At 65.5% G+C, this 17,930-nt stretch carries 15 protein-coding genes; 6 read left to right on the top strand and 9 right to left on the bottom strand.

The features are described 5' to 3' along the window. Nucleotides 1–100 precede the first annotated feature (100 nt). Entirely contained in the window at nucleotides 101–1,327 is a 1,227-nt protein-coding gene (locus L5014_RS15785; RefSeq protein ID WP_238464667.1) for a BaiN/RdsA family NAD(P)/FAD-dependent oxidoreductase, read from the bottom strand. A gap of 241 nt (nucleotides 1,328–1,568) precedes the next feature. On the opposite strand from L5014_RS15785, the gene tsaD reads away from it, so the two are divergent. Continuing rightward, a complete protein-coding gene (tsaD, locus tag L5014_RS15780) occupies nucleotides 1,569–2,597 on the top strand; it encodes a tRNA (adenosine(37)-N6)-threonylcarbamoyltransferase complex transferase subunit TsaD (RefSeq protein WP_238464666.1) in 1,029 nt (342 codons plus the stop codon). Between the two features lie 122 nt (nucleotides 2,598–2,719). Here the strand turns inward: tsaD and folE2 are convergent, their stop codons facing one another. The 4 genes from folE2 to L5014_RS15760 form a co-directional block, all read right to left on the bottom strand. Continuing rightward, nucleotides 2,720–3,529, bottom strand: a complete 810-nt coding sequence (gene folE2, locus L5014_RS15775; protein WP_238464665.1) for a GTP cyclohydrolase FolE2 — start codon at nucleotides 3,527–3,529, stop codon at nucleotides 2,720–2,722. 206 nt (nucleotides 3,530–3,735) lie between these two features. Then, a complete protein-coding gene (gene dxs / locus L5014_RS15770; protein WP_238464664.1) occupies nucleotides 3,736–5,643 on the bottom strand; it encodes a 1-deoxy-D-xylulose-5-phosphate synthase in 1,908 nt (635 codons plus the stop codon). Nucleotides 5,644–5,728: 85 nt separating this feature from the next. Next, nucleotides 5,729–6,634 carry a polyprenyl synthetase family protein gene (locus L5014_RS15765; RefSeq protein WP_238464663.1) on the bottom strand — a complete coding sequence of 302 codons (906 nt, stop codon included), beginning with the start codon at nucleotides 6,632–6,634 and terminating at the stop codon, nucleotides 5,729–5,731. Then, nucleotides 6,631–6,969 carry an exodeoxyribonuclease VII small subunit gene (locus tag L5014_RS15760; protein ID WP_238464662.1) on the bottom strand — a complete coding sequence of 113 codons (339 nt, stop codon included), beginning with the start codon at nucleotides 6,967–6,969 and terminating at the stop codon, nucleotides 6,631–6,633. The genes L5014_RS15765 and L5014_RS15760 overlap by 4 nt, the downstream gene beginning before the upstream one ends. A gap of 309 nt (nucleotides 6,970–7,278) precedes the next feature. Between L5014_RS15760 and L5014_RS15755 the strand changes: the two genes are divergently transcribed. Both L5014_RS15755 and L5014_RS15750 read left to right on the top strand, forming a co-directional pair. Next, on the top strand, nucleotides 7,279–8,385 hold the full coding sequence (locus L5014_RS15755) for an aromatic ring-hydroxylating oxygenase subunit alpha (protein ID WP_238464661.1): 1,107 nt from the start codon (nucleotides 7,279–7,281) through the stop codon (nucleotides 8,383–8,385). A gap of 151 nt (nucleotides 8,386–8,536) precedes the next feature. Beyond that, nucleotides 8,537–9,406, top strand: a complete 870-nt coding sequence (locus tag L5014_RS15750; RefSeq protein WP_238464660.1) for a sulfurtransferase — start codon at nucleotides 8,537–8,539, stop codon at nucleotides 9,404–9,406. 63 nt (nucleotides 9,407–9,469) lie between these two features. Here L5014_RS15750 and L5014_RS15745 read toward each other — a convergent pair whose 3' ends face one another. From L5014_RS15745 to polA, 3 genes are all read right to left on the bottom strand, one after another. Continuing rightward, complete coding sequence (locus tag L5014_RS15745) at nucleotides 9,470–10,342, bottom strand: dienelactone hydrolase family protein (RefSeq protein ID WP_238464659.1); 873 nt, start codon at nucleotides 10,340–10,342, stop codon at nucleotides 9,470–9,472. Nucleotides 10,343–10,446: 104 nt separating this feature from the next. Next, nucleotides 10,447–11,793 (bottom strand): NAD(P)/FAD-dependent oxidoreductase, encoded by a 1,347-nt coding sequence (locus tag L5014_RS15740; protein ID WP_238464658.1) that lies wholly within the window; start codon nucleotides 11,791–11,793, stop codon nucleotides 10,447–10,449. A gap of 390 nt (nucleotides 11,794–12,183) precedes the next feature. Beyond that, on the bottom strand, nucleotides 12,184–14,979 hold the full coding sequence (gene polA / locus L5014_RS15735; RefSeq protein WP_338019292.1) for a DNA polymerase I: 2,796 nt from the start codon (nucleotides 14,977–14,979) through the stop codon (nucleotides 12,184–12,186). 1 nt (nucleotide 14,980) lies between these two features. Here polA and L5014_RS15730 point away from each other — a divergent pair, with 1 nt between their 5' ends. Then, entirely contained in the window at nucleotides 14,981–15,736 is a 756-nt protein-coding gene (locus L5014_RS15730) for an LOG family protein (protein WP_238464657.1), read from the top strand. Here L5014_RS15730 and L5014_RS15725 read toward each other — a convergent pair. Beyond that, complete coding sequence (locus L5014_RS15725) at nucleotides 15,727–16,632, bottom strand: transcriptional regulator GcvA (protein WP_238464656.1); 906 nt, start codon at nucleotides 16,630–16,632, stop codon at nucleotides 15,727–15,729. The genes L5014_RS15730 and L5014_RS15725 overlap by 10 nt on opposite strands. A 95-nt stretch (nucleotides 16,633–16,727) precedes the next feature. Between L5014_RS15725 and L5014_RS15720 the strand changes: the two genes are divergently transcribed. Further along, nucleotides 16,728–17,339: a chromate transporter gene (locus tag L5014_RS15720; protein WP_238464655.1), complete on the top strand. Its 612-nt coding sequence runs from the start codon at nucleotides 16,728–16,730 to the stop codon at nucleotides 17,337–17,339. Beyond that, on the top strand, nucleotides 17,336–17,863 hold the full coding sequence (locus L5014_RS15715) for a chromate transporter (protein WP_238464654.1): 528 nt from the start codon (nucleotides 17,336–17,338) through the stop codon (nucleotides 17,861–17,863). Before L5014_RS15720 ends, L5014_RS15715 begins: the two co-directional genes overlap by 4 nt. Nucleotides 17,864–17,930 lie beyond the last annotated feature (67 nt).

Here is a 17,930-nt window from a genome sequence, read left to right as displayed (position 1 = left end):
CCATGTCAGGGCACCGTGGGGCCACCTGGAGGAAAAACCCGAACCCTGGCGGCCCGTTCGCCCGCATTCACTGCTTCGTTTGTTGGCCGTCCAGCAAACGTCAGGCGTTGCCCGCTGCCGCCGAGAATTGCGCGGCAGCCTCGCCAGCGGCCACGCCCGACGCCCACGCCCACTGGAAGTTGTAGCCGCCGAGCCAGCCCGTCACGTCCACCGCCTCGCCCACGAAATACAGTCCCGGCACGCGCTGGCTCATCAACGTCGCGGAGGAGAGCTCGCGCGTATCCACGCCGCCACGCGTCACTTCGGCCTTCTTGTAGCCTTCGGTGCCAGTCGGCGTCAGCGTCCATTGCGCGAGCCCCTCGCCGATCCGACGCAGCGTCTTGTCGGGCAGATCGGCAAGACGCGCCTCCAGCGGCACCTGATGCGCCTCGAGCCAGGCGTGCGCAAGGCGCGTCGGCACCCACTCGGCTAACAGGTTGCCGATCTGGCGCTTCGTCGCGCCCTTCGCCTCGATCAACGCATCGCCGACGGCTCGCTCAGGCAGCAGATTCACGCGAATTGGCTGACCCGGCTGCCAGTAGCTCGAAATCTGCAGTACTCCGGGCCCGGAGAGGCCGCGATGCGTGAACAGCAGGTCCTCGTCGAAGGCTCCGCCGGTCTTGCGCTCGCCGGTCGCAACGTGCACTTCGAGCGAGACGCCCGCCAGCGGCACGTAAGGCGCCCAGTCCTGCTGTGCGAACGTGAGCGGCACCAGCGCGGGACGCGTGTCGACGAGCTTGTGGCCGAACTGCTTCGCGACGCGGTAGGCGAAATCGGTGGCGCCGATCTTCGGTATCGAGAGACCGCCCGTGGCGATCACCAGCGCCTTGGCGCGAATCTCGCCCTGCGGCGTGCCGAGCGTGAAGCCCGCTCCGTCGGCATGATTCACCGCCTCGACGGGCAGCGGGCGCCGCCATGCCACGCCGCCTGCGTCGCATTCGGCGCGCAGGACGTCGATGATCGCCTCGCTCGACTGGTCGCAAAAGAGCTGGCCCTTGTGCTTCTCGTGCCAGGTCACGCGATGCTGACGCAGCAGCGCGAGGAAGTCGCGCGGCGTGTAGCGCGCGAGCGCCGAGCGGCAGAAATGCGGGTTGTTCGAGAGATAGTTGGCGGGGCTCGCCTGCAAATTCGTGAAGTTGCAGCGGCCGCCGCCCGAGATGCGGATTTTTTCCGCGAGGCGCGGCGCATGATCGATCAGCGCCACACGGCGGCCCTGCTGGCCGGCCACCGCCGCGCACATCATGCCGGCCGCGCCTGCGCCGATCACGGCGATGTCGAATGATTCCATGGCGCGCATTCTACCTGCGCCTACCGCCGGGGTGGGCGCGCGATGTGATGCCGCGATGGCGCCGCGACGGTGCCACGGTCGTGCCAACGTGGCGCCTCGGGCGGCGCTCCTCCGCCCCAGACGCCGTCAAACGGGTTTCGCCCGCGCTGCTATACTTTCAAGTTCGCCTTTCACTTTGATTTAGCGGCGATTTTTGCCCCGACCGTTTGGTCCCGGCAGGGTCGCCGCAGCACGCCACACCATGCTCGTTCTCGGCATCGAAAGCTCCTGCGACGAAACCGGCCTCGCGCTCTACGACAGCGAGCGCGGCCTGCTCGCCCACGCACTGCACTCGCAGATCGCCATGCACCGCGAGTACGGCGGCGTCGTGCCCGAGCTCGCCTCGCGCGACCATATCCGCCGCGCGCTGCCGCTGCTCGAGGAAGTGCTCGCGAAGAGCGGCGCCGCGCGCAGCGACATCGACGCCATCGCCTTCACCCAGGGACCCGGGCTCGCCGGTGCGCTACTGGTGGGTGCGAGCATCGCCAACGCGCTCGCGATGGCGTGGAACCGCCCGACCGTCGGCATCCACCATCTCGAAGGGCATCTACTCTCGCCGCTGCTCGTCGACGCGCCGCCGCCCTTCCCCTTCGTCGCACTGCTCGTCTCGGGCGGCCACACGCAGCTCATGCGCGTGACCGACGTGGGCGTCTACGAGACGCTCGGCGAGACGCTCGACGACGCCGCGGGCGAAGCCTTCGACAAGACCGCCAAGCTGCTCGGTCTCGGCTATCCGGGCGGCCCGGAAGTCTCGCGCCTCGCCGAGTTCGGCACGCCGGGCGCCGTCGAGCTGCCGCGCCCGATGCTGCATTCGGGCGACCTCGACTTCAGCTTCAGCGGCCTGAAGACCGCCGTGCTCACGCAAGTCAAGAAGCTCGGCACGAACATCTGCGAGCAAGGCAAGGCCGATATCGCGCGTGGTTTCGTCGACGCCGCCGTCGATGTGCTCGCCGCCAAGTCGATCGCCGCGCTCAAGCGCACGAAGATGAAGCGCCTCGTGGTGGCGGGCGGCGTGGGCGCGAACAAGCAGTTGCGCGAAGCGCTTTCGGCAGCGGCGCAAAAGCGCGGCTTCGAAGTCCACTACCCCGATCTCTCGCTATGCACCGACAACGGCGCGATGATCGCGCTCGCGGGCGCGCTGCGCCTCGCGCGCTGGCCCGAGCAGGCCACGCACGACTATGCGTTCACGGTGAAGCCACGCTGGGATCTGGCGTCGCTCGCGCAGCAGTAAAGGCATCGCGCCAACGAAAAAGCCGCCCAGGGTGAATGACCCTCGGGCGGCTTTTTTTGCATCCGGCGTGCGGCGCGCGGCGCGCGCGTATCGATCAACCCATCGACCCGATCGCCCCGCGATCAACCCGCCACGCGCTTGTCGTGCTCGATCACGGCATACGCGCTGTGATTGTGAATCGACTCGAAGTTCTCGGCTTCGAGCGTATAGGCCATCACGCGCGCATCCGCGTTCAGGCGCACCGCCACGTCGCGCACCAGATCCTCGACGAACTTCGGATTCTCGTATGCGCGCTCCGTCACGAACTTCTCGTCCGGGCGCTTGAGCAAACCCCAGAGTTCGCACGACGCTTCTTCTTCGGCAATCCGAATGAGGTCTTCCACCGGCAGATCGCCCGCGAGCTCGGCGTCGATCGTCACGTGCGAGCGCTGGTTGTGCGCGCCATACTGCGAGATCTTCTTCGAGCACGGGCACAGGCTCGTTACCGGCACGAGCACCTTCAGAAACAGACGCGCCTGGCTGTTGCGCACTTCGCCCGCGAGCGTTACTTCGTAGTCCAGCAGACTTTCCACACCCGACACCGGCGCGACCTTCTTCACGAAGTAAGGGAACGAGACCTCGATGCGACCGGCCTGCGACTCGAGCTTTTCGAGCATCGCGGCCAGCATCGTGCGGAACGTCGCCGCTTCGAGCGGCACCTTGTTTTCTTCGAGCAGCGCCACGAAGCGCGACATGTGCGTGCCCTTCTGGTCCGCCGGGAGATGAACGTCGAGATTCCACGTGCCAACGCTCGGCTGAACGTCGCCCGCACCGGTCTTGACCGTCAGCGGATGGCGCACGCCCTTCACGCCCACGCGCTGGATCGGGATCTGACGGGTATCGACGGAGCTCTGGACGTCCGGCATCACGAAAGCCGGGTTCATCTGATTCATGTTCTTGTCCTCAGGCCGCGCCGCCAAACTTGCGGCGCGCAAATGGCCAGCGCCGGCAAAAGCCGGCGCTGGCGGGCGTTGCCGGGTACACACCCGGCCGCCGGTTCAATTGTGAAGTGGACTGCCACGGCTCGCGAGCCGGCCTGGCCTGCGTATACGAAACGAAGCGAAACGAGGCCAGCCGCGCCGCGAGGCGCTAATCCCACTCAGGCAACGCGCATCACCGACTTGCCGGCCGCGCTCGCGGCTTTGTCGAGGAAACGCTCGCGAATCGACTTCGCGATCCCAGCCGCGTCGAGGCCACAACTCGCCAGCAGCTTGGCCGGGTCGCCGTGATCGATGAAGCGGTCGGGGAGGCCCAATTGTAGTACGGGCTTGATAACCCCACTTTCAAGCAGGGCTTCCACGCAGGCCGAGCCCGCACCGCCCATGATGCAGCCTTCCTCGACGGTTACGAGATAGTCGTGCGTCTCGGCGAGCTGCTTCACGAGTTCCGTGTCGAGCGGCTTCACGAAGCGCATGTTCGCCACAGTGGCGTCCAGCTCCTGCGCAGCGGCGAGTGCCGGCGCAACCATCGTGCCGAAAGCGAGAATCGCGATGCGCTTGCCCGCGGGCGCATTGCTTTCGCGGCGAACTTCGCCCTTGCCCACCGGCAGCGCGGCCATCTGCTTGACGGTCGCGACGCCCGTGCCCGCGCCGCGCGGATAGCGCACGGCCGTCGGGCAGTCCTGCTGGAGCGCCGTGTAGAGCATCTGGCGGCATTCGTTTTCGTCCGACGCGGCCATGACCATCATGTTCGGGATGCAGCGCATGAACGCGAGGTCGTAGGCGCCCGCGTGCGTCGCGCCGTCCGCGCCGACGAGGCCCGCGCGGTCGATCGCGAACACGACCGGCAGGTTCTGCAGCGCCACGTCGTGAATCAGCTGGTCGTAGGCGCGCTGCAGGAAGGTCGAGTAGATCGCGACGACGGGCTTGAGGCCCTCTGCCGCGAGGCCGCCCGCGAACGTCACCGCATGCTGCTCGGCGATGCCGACGTCGTAATAGCGGTCCGGGAAGCGCTTCTCGAATTCCACCATGCCCGAGCCTTCGCGCATCGCCGGCGTGATGCCGACCACGCGCTGATCGAGCTCGGCCGCGTCGCACAGCCACTCGCCGAAGACCTGCGTGTAGGTCTTCTTGCTCGGCGCCGTGGATGGCTTGATGCCTTCGGCCGGGTTGAACTTACCGGGGCCGTGGTACAGGACCGGGTCGGCTTCGGCGAGCTTGTAGCCCTGGCCTTTCTTCGTCACGACGTGCAGGAATTGCGGACCGCGCAGTTCCTTGATGTTCTGGAGAGTCGGGATCAGCGAGTCGAGATCGTGACCGTCGATCGGCCCGATGTAGTTGAAGCCGAATTCCTCGAACAGCGTGGCCGGCACGATCATGCCCTTCGCGTGCTCTTCGAGCCTGCGCGCGAGGTCGAGCACGGGCGGCGCGTGGCGCAGCACGCGTTCCACGCCCGCACGTGCAGCGGCGTAGAAGCGGCCCGACATCAGGCGCGCGAGATGGCGATTGAGCGCGCCCACCGGCGGCGAGATCGACATGTCGTTGTCGTTGAGAATGACGAGCAGCGGCACGTCGTCTTCCACGCCCGCGTTGTTCATCGCCTCGAAGGCCATGCCCGCGGTCATCGCGCCGTCGCCGATCACGGCGATGCCCATGGCGTTCTCGCCCTTGAGCTTGCTCGCGATGGCCATGCCGAGCGCCGCCGAGATCGAGGTGCTCGAGTGGGCGGTGCCGAACGTGTCGTATTCGGACTCGTCGCGCTTCGGAAAGCCGGAGATGCCGCCAAGCTGACGCAGCGTATGCATCTGGTCGCGGCGGCCCGTCAGGATCTTGTGCGGATAAGTCTGATGGCCCACGTCCCAGACGATGCGATCGCGCGGCGTGTCGAACACGTAGTGCAGCGCGATCGTCAATTCGACCGTACCGAGGTTGGACGACAGGTGGCCGCCCGTTTGCGAGACGCTGTCGAGGACGAAGGCACGCAGTTCGTCGGCGAGCGGCTGCAACTGGCGGCGATCGAGGCGGCGCAAATCCGCCGGGTCGTCAATGGTTTTCAGCAAGTCGTACATCGTCGTTCCATTGTAGGAAATCGAGCGCTCCCGCACTTCTGTCGCGCATTACTTCCCGTTCATGCGCGTGGGCGGGTTGGCGCAATCAGCTCACCCGGTTCACAACCAGATCAGCGAGTTCGGCGAGGCGCTGCGCGCGCGCGCCGAACGGTTCAAGCGCCGCGTGGGCATCCGCGCGCAACTGTTGCGCGAGCACCCGCGAGGCATCGAGGCCGATGATCGACACATAGGTCGGCTTGCCGTCCTTCGCGTCCTTGCCGGCGGTCTTGCCCAGCGTGGCCGAGTCCGCAGTGACGTCGAGAATGTCGTCCACCACCTGGAAGGCGAGGCCCACGGCCGCTGCATACTTGTCGAGCGCGGCGAGCGTTTGCGCGGAGGGCGTTTCGCCCGCCAGCGCGCCCATGCGGACCGCGGCGCGCAGCAGCGCGCCGGTCTTCAGACGGTGCATCGTTTCGAGCTCGGCTCGCGTGAGCGCGTGGCCCACGCTCGCCAGATCGATCGCCTGGCCGCCGGCCATGCCGATCGAGCCGCTCGCCAGCGCGAGTTCGCGCACGAGCGATGCCTGGCGCTGTGCCGAATCACCCAGACCCGCACCCAGACCCGGAACATCCGACGTCAGCGTGACGAAAGCTTGCGACTGCAACGCGTCGCCGACCAGCAGCGCCGTGGGTTCGTCATATTTAACGTGCACGGTGGGCTTGCCGCGACGCATGTCGTCGTCGTCCATGCAGGGCATGTCGTCATGCACGAGCGAGTAGACGTGAATCATCTCCAGCGCGCAGGCCGCCGCGTCGAGCGCCTCGGGCGCCGCGTTGGTGAGCTCGCCCGCGGCATGGCACAAGAGCGGGCGAACGCGCTTGCCGCCGCCGAGCACGGCATAGCGCATGGCGTCGTGCAGCGGAGCGGGCTGCACATCGGCAGCCGGCAAATAGTGATCAAGCGCGCTTTCGACCCGGTCAAGCACCTGCCGGGTCCATTGGTCAAATGTCATAGATCGTCGTCTCCGCCAGCGGCGGAACTGCCTGTCGTATTGAGGGGCACGGGCCGCAGCGTTTCGCCGTCGAGCACGCGCACCTGTTGTTCAACCTTTTCGAGCTGCTGTTGGCAAAACTTCACCAGTACGGCGCCACGGCGGTAGGCGGCCAGCGATTCCTCGAGGCTCAGGCTGCCGCCTTCCATGCGCGCAACCAGCGCGTCGAGCTCGGCGAGGCCTGCCTCGTAGCTCTGCGGCAGATCGGCCGTGGCCGCCTCGTCCGCGCCTTGGTCCGCGCCTTGGTCCGCGCTTTTGTCTGTTCCGTCGCGGTCTTTCGATGCGGATTTCGCCATGGATGGTCGCCAAAATGAAACAAGGCGGACATTCTACGGCAAAAGCCCCCTCGTCGCCCCGCTCGCCGGCTCATGTGCCCTCCTGGCCACACCATAAGGGTTTGCCCGAATCGGTACTGGAAGGCTGCATTCTGCGCTTTATTGTCGCGGTTTATACCGCATTCTCGTCACTTTCTCGACGCAATTCCTGCAAGAATCAGCAACTTAGCTACCCCGCCGGGGTCAACCAGGATATAATGCCCGGCTCCCTAAATCGAATATTCGATGGTTGGGTTGTTCACTGCTTTCACGTCTTCATCGGGAGTGGGAATGTCCAATCTGAGCAATGCATTGCAGCTGAAGTCCATTCACAGTCAGCTGCCAGTCACGGCTTACTTTGACGAAGCGCTTCTCAAGCGCGAGATCGAAACGCTTTTCCAGAAAGGTCCTCGCTACGTTGGGCACGAATTGATGGTGCCCGAGGCGGGGAATTATTTTGCGCTGCCCAGCGAGAAAGAGGGTCGCGTGCTCGTTCGCAACCAGAGCAACGAGATCGAGCTACTCTCGAATGTCTGCCGCCACCGCCAGGCCATCATGCTAAACGGTCGCGGCTCGGCAGACAATATCGTATGTCCGCTGCATCGCTGGACCTACGACCTCAAGGGCGAACTGCTTGGCGCACCGCACTTCGCGGACAAACCCTGCCTGAACCTGAGCAGCACGCCGCTGCAAAAATGGAACGGCCTGCTCTTCGAGTCGGCCGGGCGCGATGTCGCGCGCGACCTTGCACGCCTCGGGCCGGCGAAGCATCTCGACTTCACGGACTACATGTTCGATCACGTCGAGATCCACGAGTGCAACTACAACTGGAAGACCTTTATCGAGGTCTATCTGGAGGACTACCACGTCGTGCCGTTCCACCCGGGCCTCGGCAACTTCGTGTCGTGCGACGACCTGCAGTGGGAGTTCGGCGAGTGGTACAGCGTCCAGACGGTGGGCGTGCACAACCATCTCGGCAAGCCGGGCAGCCCCACGTATCGCAAGTGGCACGACGAGGTCCTGCGTTTTCGCAACGGTGTGCCGCCCGAGTTCGGCGCGATCTGGATGGTGTATTACCCCGGTCTGATGATCGAGTGGTATCCGCACGTGCTCGTCTGCTCCTGGCTCATTCCGCAGGGCACGCAGAAGACCACCAACATCGTCGAGTTCTATTACCCCGAGGAAATCGTGCTGTTCGAGCGCGAGTTCGTCGAGGCCGAGCGCGCCGCCTATATGGAAACGGCCATTGAAGACGACGAGATCGCCGAGCGCATGGACGCTGGCCGCCGCGCGCTCTTCGAGCGCGGCGTCTCGGAAGTCGGCCCGTACCAGAGCCCGATGGAAGACGGCATGCAACACTTCCACGAGTTCCTGCGGCGCGAGCTCGGCACGATCTGAGCGAGTGCTTCGCGAGCCACTCGGCGCATCACCAAAAGACGGGCTCAGGCCCGTCTTTTTGTTTAGACTGACGGCATCGGGCCAGCACTTTCCGCGCACCTGTGCAGTTGCACTTGCGCTACATCGGCCACGCACGATTCAAGGAGCCGTCATGCCCCACACGCACCACACCACGCTGATCTCGGCCGCCAACCTGCACGAGCACCTCGCCGCCGCGCCAGGCAGCGTGCTCGTCTTCGACTGCCGCTTCGATCTCGCAGACCCTGCCGCGGGCGAAGCCGCCTATGCTGCCGGCCATCTGCCGGGCGCGCGCTATCTCCATCTCGACCGCGACCTCTCGGGTCCGAAGACCGGCAAGAACGGCCGTCATCCGCTGCCCGATCGCGCCTCGCTCGTCGCCACGCTCATGAGCTGGGGGCTCAACGCGGGACAACAGGTCGTCGCCTATGACGCGCAGGGCGGTATGTACGCCGCGCGCCTCTGGTGGCTGCTGCGCTGGCTAGGCCACGATTCGGTCGCCGTGCTCGACGGTGGCCTGCAAGCCTGGGAGGCCGCCGGCTACCCGCTTTCGAAGGACGTCCCCGCGGCCACGCAAGGCACGTTCAAGGCCGGCGCGCCGCTTCAGGTGACCGTGGATGCCCAGGCCATCGAGCGCGATCTCGCCATCCATGAACTGACCATCGTGGACGCGCGCGCCGCCGACCGCTACCGCGGCGAGAACGAGACGATCGATCCGGTGGGCGGCCATATCCCCGGTGCGCTCAACCGCTTCTTCAAGGACAACCTCACTGGCGACGGCCGCTTCAAGTCCGCCCACACGCTGCGCGACGAATTCGGCGCGCTGCTGCCCGGCAAGACGCCCGAGCACGTGGTGCTGCAATGCGGCTCGGGCGTGACCGCCTGCCATAACGTGCTGGCGATGGAGATCGCCGGTATGCATGGCGCGGCGCTCTATGCGGGGTCGTGGAGCGAGTGGTGCTCGGATCCGTCGCGGCCCGTGGCGACGGGCGCCAAGCCCTGAGCTTGCCCACTGAGTCTGACCACTGAGTCTGACCACTGAGCCTGCCCCGCCACGGCGCCGGCCTCAGCCGACGCCGTGCTCCCTGAACCAGGCAATCGCGCGCTTCCAGCCATCCTCGGCATCGGCCTTGCGATAGCTTGGCCGATAGTCGGCGAAAAACGCATGGCCCGCATCGTCGTACACGACGAACTGCGAGCCGCGCCCACCCGGCGGTCCGTGCGCAATCGCGGCTTTCATCTGCTCGAGCGTATCCTGTGGATTGCTTGTGTCCTGGCGCCCGTAGAGCCCGAGCACCGGCACTTGCAGATTGCCCACGAGATCGAGCGGATTCTGTGGCGTGTTCGCGGTACGCGCGCCAGCCACGCGCCCATACCACGACACCGCCGCCTTCACGCGCGGATTGTGCTCGGCATAGAGCCACGCGTACCGCCCGCCCCAGCAGAACCCGTTGATCCCCACGCGCTCGAGATCGCCGCCATGCTGGCCGGCCCAGACGAGCGCCGCGTCGATGTCGCCGAGCACCTGCGCGTCGACGACCTTGCTCACGATGTTCTGGTCGATCTGCTGGGCGCTCGGATACACCGATGCATCGCCCTCGCGCTTGAACAGGTCCGGCGCGATGGCCAGATAGCCGAGCTTGGCGAAGCGCCGGCACACGTCGGCGATATGTTCGTGCACGCCAAAAATCTCGTGAATCACGATGATCACCGGCAGATGCGTCTTGCCGCCGGGTTGGGCGCGGTACGCGGGAATCAGCGTACCGCTCGACTGGAAGGCGATCTCGCCGGCGTCGAGACCCACGCTGTCGGTGTGGATGGTTTGCGCGGAGACCGGCAGCACCGCAGCGGCAAAGCCGCTGCCCAGTGCTGCCTTGATGAAGGTGCGCCGATCGAACGGCACGTGCGGGACGAGGCTGTCGATTTCAGGTTTGAGCATGCAACGCTCCTTGCGAAAAGAACGACGCAAAAGGGGCTGCACAAACCAGTGCCACGCCCGCAGGGGCAAGCAGGCACAAGCAGGGGCAAGCAGGCACCAGCGCGTCAGTGCAGCTTCACGCGCGGCAGCGTCGTGCGCCGCAGCCAGTGCGCGAAGGTGTCGAGCACCATGCGCGCATAGCCGTGTAGCGCCGCGATATGCAGCCGGTACAGCGACATGTACATGAAGCGGGCGAAGAGCCCCTCGATCAGCATGCTTCCGCCAATCACGCCGCCCATCAGGTTGCCGACCGCGCTGAAATGACCGAGCGAGACTAGCGAGCCGAAGTCGCGATACGTGAACTCGGGCAACGGCTTGCCGGCGAGCCGGTCACCCATCGAGCGGAACAAAAACGATGCCTGCTGGTGCGCGGCCTGCGCACGCGGCGGCACGCCGCGCTCGTTGCCGGGCCACGCGCACGCCGCGCAGTCGCCGAGCGCGAAGACGTTGTCGTCGGCTTCCGTTTGCAGCGTGCGCCGCACGACCAGCTGACCGAGCCGGTTGACGGTCAAGCCGTCGAGTTGCGAAAGCACCGCCGGCGCCTTGATGCCGGCCGCCCACACGGTGAGGTCGGCGCGCACGGATTTGCCGCTTGCCGTGCGCACGACGCCCGGCGCCACCTCGGTCACGAGCTCGCCGGTCATGATCCGCACGCCGAGCTTGCGCAGTAGATCGCCGGTGGCCGATGAAACGCGCTCGGCCAAAGCAGGCAGAATGCGCGGACCCGATTCGATCAGCACGATGCCCACGTCATGACTCGGATCGAGCTTGTGCAGGCCGTAGGCCGAGAGCACCTGCGCGGTGTTGCGCAGTTCGGCGGAAAGCTCGACGCCCGTTGCGCCCGCGCCGACGATCGCGATCTGCACGCGCGGCACTTCGTTGCCTTCGTGGTCATGCGTGACCGGTTCGGGCTCCTGATGCTCCGCGCGCATGCATGCCGCGATGAGACGCTTGCGAAAGCGCTCGGCCTGCGCGACGGTGTCGAGCGCGATGGAGTTTTCCGCCGCGCCCTGCACGCCGAAGAAGTGCGTAGTGCTGCCGATCGCGAGCACCAGCGTGTCGTATTCGAGCACGCGCTCGGGCAGCATTTCGCCACCGTCTTCATCCTGCACTGCACCAAGCGTGATGCGCTTTGCCGTGCGGTCGAGCCCGACCAGCTCGCCCTGCTGGAATTCGAAACCGTGCCAGCGCGCCTGCGCCGCGTACTCGAGTTCTTGCGTAAACGGGTCCATGCTGCCCGCCGCCACTTCGTGCAGGAGCGGTTTCCAGATATGCGTCGGATAGCGGTCGACGAGCGTGACCGAGGCGTGTGGCCTGCCGCGCTTCGCACGCGTTTCGCCGTAACGATCGCCTAGCCGGGTTGCCAGCTCGAGGCCTCCAGCGCCTCCTCCCACTACGATAAAGCGGTGCATAGACTCTCCGTGCATGTCGATAGGCGATAAGACGCCCGACGCTCAGCCGATACTTAATATCGGTGCGCATTGGCAGCGCGGCGTGGGCCTTTGGCTCATTGTTGACTGATGCAATGCAACACGGCAAGACACGCAGTGCGCATTAACGACATCTGCACTGGCCGCTTGCGTTACGGCGCGGCTCCGGTTACGGGTTACGACCTGGCTACGATACTCGCGCTAGCGGACTCGCGGCTGTGGGGCGCACGAACGTTCGGTGCGCACGCATCCCATACGCCACACGGCACGCACACGGCGCGCGTCGGCACGCATCGGCGCGCCACTTTACTGCGCCCGCATTGCACCGGCATTGCACCGGCATTACGCCCTCAGTGTGCTCTCAGTGCACCCTCAGTGCGCTTCTTCCCAGTTCGCACCCACACCCACCTCGGCCACGAGCGGCACCTTCAGCTTCGCCACCGAGCACATCAACTCCGGCAAGCACTTGCGCACTTCGGAGAGTTCCTCGTCGGGGACTTCGAGCACCAGTTCGTCGTGGACCTGCATGATCATCCTGGTGCCGATCTTGCGTTTGTCGAGCCATTGCTGCACCGCGATCATCGAGAGCTTGATGAGATCGGCCGCCGTGCCCTGCATCGGCGCGTTGATGGCAGCACGCTCGGCGGCCTGGCGGCGCGGGCCGTTGCCGCCGTTGATCTCGGGCAGCCAGAGGCGGCGGCCGAACACGGTCTCCACGTAGCCGCGCGACTTCGCGTCCATGCGCGTCTCGTCCATGTAGCGCTTGACGCCCGGATAGCGCGCGAAATAACGGTCGATATAGAGCGTGGCCGCATCGCGCGTGATGCCGAGATTCGAGGCGAGGCCGAATGCGCTCATGCCATAGATCAGCCCGAAGTTGATGACCTTCGCGATGCGCCGCTGGTCGTTGCTCACTTCGAGCGGCGTCATGCCGAACACTTCCGCCGCCGTGGCGCGGTGAATGTCGTCGCCGCGCTTGAACGCCGCGAGCAGCGACTCGTCGCCCGAGATATGCGCCATGATGCGCAGTTCGATCTGCGAATAGTCGGCGGACACGATCTTGCAGCCCGGCGGTGCAATAAACGCTTCGCGAATGCGCCGGCCTTCGCCCGTGCGCACCGGAATGTTCTGCAGATTCGGATCGTTAGACGCGAGACGGCCGGTCACGGCCACGGCCTGCGCGTAGTTCGTGTGCACGCGGCCCGTTTGCGCGTTGACCATGCGCGGCAGCTTGTCGGTATACGTGGACTTGAGCTTGGCGAGACCCCGATGCTCGAGCAACAGCTTGGGCAGCGGGTAGTCTTCGGCGAGTTTTTGCAGCACTTCTTCGTCGGTGGACGGTGCGCCGCTCGGCGTCTTCTTCACGACCGGCAGTTGCAGCTTCTCGAAGAAGATCTGGCCGATCTGCTTGGGCGAGCCGAGATTGAACTCGCCGCCCGCGAGCGCATAGGCTTGCTGCTCGAGCTCGATAAGCCGCACCGCGATTTCGGCGCTCTGTTTTTCCAGCCGCTCCGTGTCGATCAGCACGCCATTGCGTTCCACCTTGCGCAGCACGCGCGAGGTGGGCATCTCGATCTCGCGATACACGTAGTAGAGGCCCTTCTCGGGCGCGATTTGCGGATAAAGCGCGAGGTGCAGTTGCAGCGTGACATCGGCATCTTCGGCTGCGTATTCGGCGGCCGTTTCGAGCGGCACGTCGTCAAAGCCGATCTGCTGCGCACCCTTGCCTGCCACCTCCTCGTACTTGATCGTCTTGATGCCGAGATGACGCAGCGCGAGGCTGTCCATGTCGTGAGTGCGATGCGATTCGAGCACATACGATTCGAGCAGCGTGTCGTACTCGACGCCGTTCAGCTCGATGCCATAGTTCGCGAGCACCTGTTCGTCGTACTTCATGTGCTGGCCGACCTTCTTGTGCTGCTCGCTTTCGAGCCAGGGCTTCAGGCGCGCGAGCACTTCGTCGAGCGGCAACTGCTCGGGCGCGTCGGGCCCGCGATGCGCGAGCGGCAGATACGCGCCGCTGCCCGCTTCGGTCGAGAACGACATGCCGACGAGCTTCGCGACCATCGGATCGAGCGCCGTGGTCTCGGTGTCGAACGCGGTGAGCGCGGCCGCTTCGATCTTCTTGAGCCACGTATCGAACTGCCCCCACGTCTGAATGGTTTCGTAGTGGCGTGGCGCGTCGTCGATGAGCAACGCGGGCTGGACGTTCGCGTCCTGCGCGGGCGCTTCGCCGGTCGTTGCAGCGGGCACGGTCTGATTGGCTTCGTTGACTTCACGCAGCCAGGTCTTGAAGCCGTGGCGCGCGAAGATATCGCGCAACTCCTCGCGCGCTTCGCCTTGCGTGGCGAGCGAGCCCGCAATCGACTCCAGGTGCGGAGAAAGATCGCATGACGTTTCGACGGTGACGAGCTTCCTCGCCATCGGCAGGAAGTCGAGCGCGTCGCGCAGATAGCCGCCCACTGCCCCCTTGATTTCATCGGCATGCTCGACGATGCCGTCGAGCGTGCCATATTGCGTGAGCCACTTCACCGCCGTCTTCGGGCCGCACTTGTTCACACCCGGCACGTTGTCCACGGTGTCGCCAATGAGCGAGAGATAGTCGACGATGCGCTCCGGCGGCACGCCGAACTTCGCGATCACGCCTTCGCGGTCGAGCGTCTCGTTGGTCATCGTGTTGATGAGCGTGACGTGGTCGGTCACGAGCTGCGCGAGATCTTTATCGCCGGTGGAAACGACCACCTTCATACCGTGCTTTTCCGCCTGGCATGCAAGCGTGCCGATCACGTCGTCGGCCTCCACGCCTTCGATCATCAAAAGCGGCCAGCCTAGTGCACGCACCGCTTCGTGGATGGGCTCGATTTGCGCCGCGAGCGGCTCGGGCATGGAAGGCCGGTTGGCCTTGTACTCGGGATACCAGTCGTCACGAAACGTCTTGCCCTTTGCATCGAACACGCACGCGCTATACTCTGCCGTAACGTCCTTGCGCATGCGACGCAGCATGTTGATGATGCCGTATAGCGCACCCGTCGGTTCGCCATCGGGACCGCGCAAATCAGGCATCGCATGGAAGGCACGATAGAGATAGCTAGAACCGTCGACCAGCAACAGGGTCTTACCTTCCAGCTGAGTTTGTAGCTTGGTTTCCACGCGAAGTTCTTCAGGCATTATGGACAAGAGAAAAGTGATTCCGAGTCTGCGTTCACTCGCAGATCAAGAGCGCGCAACAGCCAAGAAGGCGCGCGCATCGTGGCAGATGTTCACGATTATGGCAGAGTTTATCGAGGCGACCGAATACCTGTCCGAGATCCGGCCAGCGGTCAGCATCTATGGCTCTGCTCGCCTGAAACCCGACTCGCCGTACTTCCAGCTCGCCAAAACCATCGCGCGCAAAGTGTCGGACGCGGGCTTCGCCGTGATCTCCGGCGGCGGCCCAGGCATCATGGAAGCCGCCAACCAGGGCGCGCACGCGGGCAAGTCGCCTTCCGTGGGCCTGAACATCGAGTTGCCGCACGAGCAGTCGGGCAATCAGTGGCAGGACATCTCGCTGCGCTTTCGCCATTTCTTCACGCGCAAGGTCACCTTCGTCAAGAACTCCGACGCCGTGATCGTGATGCCTGGCGGCTTCGGCACGCTCGACGAACTGGCCGAGGTGCTCACGCTCATCCAGACCAAGAAATCGCGTCACGTGCCCATCATTCTGGTGGGTGCCGAGTTCTGGAAGGGCCTGCTCGAGTGGTTCCGCGCGGCGCTCGTGCCTATGGGCCTCATCAATCCTGAAGACATGGATCTGATGCAGGTAATCGACGACCCGGACCAGGTGCTCGAAGCGGTGCTCAAGTTCTATGAGGACAGCGGCGAAGAGCCCGAGCAGGAACATCCGGCCCGCCCCGAATCCGACGACGACCGCATGTTCTATCTTTGATGTTCGACGCAGGCCGGCTGCGCGCTGGCCTGCTCCTCCAGCCATCGGCAAAACTGCGCAACGACAGGCACGTCCGCCACCTCGCGCCGCGCAACCCAGCAATAGCCGCGCGCGTCCAGGTGGGGGCCGGCGAGCGGTGCCACGAGACGGCCCGAAGCCAGTTCGTCGTCCAGCAGCGGCAGCGGTCCAAGCGCCACACCGAGCCCGTCCTCGGCGGCCTGCAGCGCCAGATAAAAATGGTCGAACGACTGCTTCTTCCGGCACTTGGCTTTCACGCCGGCAGCGGCCAGCCACGTGCGCCACGCATCGGGACGCGTATCCGAGTGCAGCAGGACATGGCGCGCGAGGTCGTCGGCGCACTGGATCGGCGCTCGTTTCAATAACGCCGGGCTGCACACCGGCAACTCCATTTCGTCGAGGAAATAGCCGCTCGCGCAATCCGGCCAATGCGCCGGCCCGCGCCGCACGGCCACGTCGAACGCATCGAGCGTCTCGACGGGCGCATTCGAAGTGGCAAGACGCAACTCGACGTTGGGCGCGAGGCGCTGGAACTGCGAAAGACGCGGCAGCAGCCACTTCATGGCGAACGTGGGCAGCGCATTCACGCGCAGCACATGGACGACGCCGGTATCGCGCAACTCCGTCGTGGCGCGGGCAATGCTGTCGAACGCCCCCTGCACGGCTCCGAGATAACGCCGCCCGTCGTCGGTCAAGGCAACCCGCTTGCCGTGCCGATGAAACACCTGCACGCCCACCCACGCCTCCAGCGCCGCGACCTGGCGGCTGATTGCACCGTGAGTCACATGGAGCTCGGCCGCCGCGGCGGTGAAACTGTTGTGCCGTGCCGCGGCTTCGAACGCGCGCAGCGCGGGAAAGGGAGGAAGGGAGCGTGCCATGCTTGTGATTCTAGGTCACAAGAACCCGGCCGAGAAATCGTTTTGCCTGGGGGCGGTTCGGCGCTACGCTTCGAACTTTCCATCGAGGTCTTCGCATGAAACAAAACCTGGCCTCCTCCCCATCCGAGGCGAACGCCACCCCCGAGGACGATGTGCTTGGCACGCCCAGCGTGCGCGATCTGTTCCTCGGCTTTCTCGGGCTCGGCTTCACCTCCTTCGGCGGCGCACTGCCGCTCGCGCGCCGCACCATCGTCGAGCAGCGCCGCTGGCTTTCGTCCGCCGAATTCACCGACCTGCTCGGGCTGTGCCAATTCCTGCCCGGCGGCAATGTGATCAACCTTTCGGTCGCGCTCGGCATGCGCTTTCGCGGCTGGCGCGGCGCCGTCGCCGGGCTGCTCGGGCTGATCGCCGGGCCGTCGCTCGTCGTGATCGGGTTGGGCGTGCTCTACGAGCGCACGCAGAACGACCCGCACGTGCGGCATCTATTCGTCGGCCTTGCCGCCGCAGCCGCCGGGCTGCTGATCGCCATGGCCGCGAAAATCGTGCTGCCGCTGCGCCGCGACCCGGCCGCCGCCGCAATCGCCCTGCTCGGCTTCATCGCCATCGCTCTGCTGCGCCTGCCGCTCTTGCCCACCATGCTCGTACTCACGCCGCTCGGCATCGCCGTCGCGGCGCGTGCTGCCCGTCGCGCGGAGGAAGCACAATGAACGCCACCCTGGTCGCGCTCGCCACGATCTTCAGCCAGCTCTCGCTGCTTGCATTCGGCGGCGGCAACACGATCCTCCCGGAAATGCAGCGCCAGGTCGTGGAGGTCCACCACTGGATGAGCGCGAGCGAGTTCAGCGCGCTATTCGCACTCGCGCAGGCCGCGCCAGGGCCCAACATGATGATCGTGACGCTGGTGGGGTGGCACGTGGCCGGCTGGCCCGGCATGCTCGTGACGTCGGTGGCGAAGTTCGGGCCGTCCTCGCTCGTGACGGTGGCTGCGCTTCACGCGTGGGATCGCTTCAAGGACCGGCCGTGGCGGCGCATCGCGCAGCGCGGGCTCGTGCCGGTGACGGCGGGGCTCGTGGCCGCGAGCGCCATGTTGATCGCGAAGGCATCCGATCCGACATGGATCGCGTGGGCGATCACGGGCGCATGCGCCGTGCTCGCGTTGCGCACGAAGATCCATCCGTTGTGGCTGCTTGCCGCGGGGAGCTTGATCGGGTTGATGGGGATTGGGCAGTAGTATCTGCGCCGCGCACACTGGCGGCACGCATTGCTTCGTCATCCTGAAAACCGGCGCGCGCACGCGC

This window comes from Paraburkholderia tagetis (assembly GCF_022213065.1).
Taxonomy (GTDB): Bacteria; Pseudomonadota; Gammaproteobacteria; order Burkholderiales; family Burkholderiaceae; genus Paraburkholderia; species Paraburkholderia tagetis.
The sequence above is the reverse complement of the archived record's forward strand: the minus strand, read 5'-3'. Positions and strand labels throughout refer to the sequence as shown.

Bases quoted from the DNA above. Each gene is read 5' to 3' on its own strand.
- L5014_RS15785 (WP_238464667.1), bottom strand. From the start codon at position 1,327: ATGGAATCATTCGACATCGCCGTGATCGGCGCAGGCGCGGCCGGCATG.
- tsaD (WP_238464666.1), top strand. From the start codon at position 1,569: ATGCTCGTTCTCGGCATCGAAAGCTCCTGCGACGAAACCGGCCTCGCG.
- folE2 (WP_238464665.1), bottom strand. From the start codon at position 3,529: ATGAATCAGATGAACCCGGCTTTCGTGATGCCGGACGTCCAGAGCTCC.
- dxs (WP_238464664.1), bottom strand. From the start codon at position 5,643: ATGTACGACTTGCTGAAAACCATTGACGACCCGGCGGATTTGCGCCGC.
- L5014_RS15765 (WP_238464663.1), bottom strand. From the start codon at position 6,634: ATGACATTTGACCAATGGACCCGGCAGGTGCTTGACCGGGTCGAAAGC.
- L5014_RS15760 (WP_238464662.1), bottom strand. From the start codon at position 6,969: ATGGCGAAATCCGCATCGAAAGACCGCGACGGAACAGACAAAAGCGCG.
- L5014_RS15755 (WP_238464661.1), top strand. From the start codon at position 7,279: ATGTCCAATCTGAGCAATGCATTGCAGCTGAAGTCCATTCACAGTCAG.
- L5014_RS15750 (WP_238464660.1), top strand. From the start codon at position 8,537: ATGCCCCACACGCACCACACCACGCTGATCTCGGCCGCCAACCTGCAC.
- L5014_RS15745 (WP_238464659.1), bottom strand. From the start codon at position 10,342: ATGCTCAAACCTGAAATCGACAGCCTCGTCCCGCACGTGCCGTTCGAT.
- L5014_RS15740 (WP_238464658.1), bottom strand. From the start codon at position 11,793: ATGCACCGCTTTATCGTAGTGGGAGGAGGCGCTGGAGGCCTCGAGCTG.
- polA (WP_338019292.1), bottom strand. From the start codon at position 14,979: ATGCCTGAAGAACTTCGCGTGGAAACCAAGCTACAAACTCAGCTGGAA.
- L5014_RS15730 (WP_238464657.1), top strand. From the start codon at position 14,981: ATGGACAAGAGAAAAGTGATTCCGAGTCTGCGTTCACTCGCAGATCAA.
- L5014_RS15725 (WP_238464656.1), bottom strand. From the start codon at position 16,632: ATGGCACGCTCCCTTCCTCCCTTTCCCGCGCTGCGCGCGTTCGAAGCC.
- L5014_RS15720 (WP_238464655.1), top strand. From the start codon at position 16,728: ATGAAACAAAACCTGGCCTCCTCCCCATCCGAGGCGAACGCCACCCCC.
- L5014_RS15715 (WP_238464654.1), top strand. From the start codon at position 17,336: ATGAACGCCACCCTGGTCGCGCTCGCCACGATCTTCAGCCAGCTCTCG.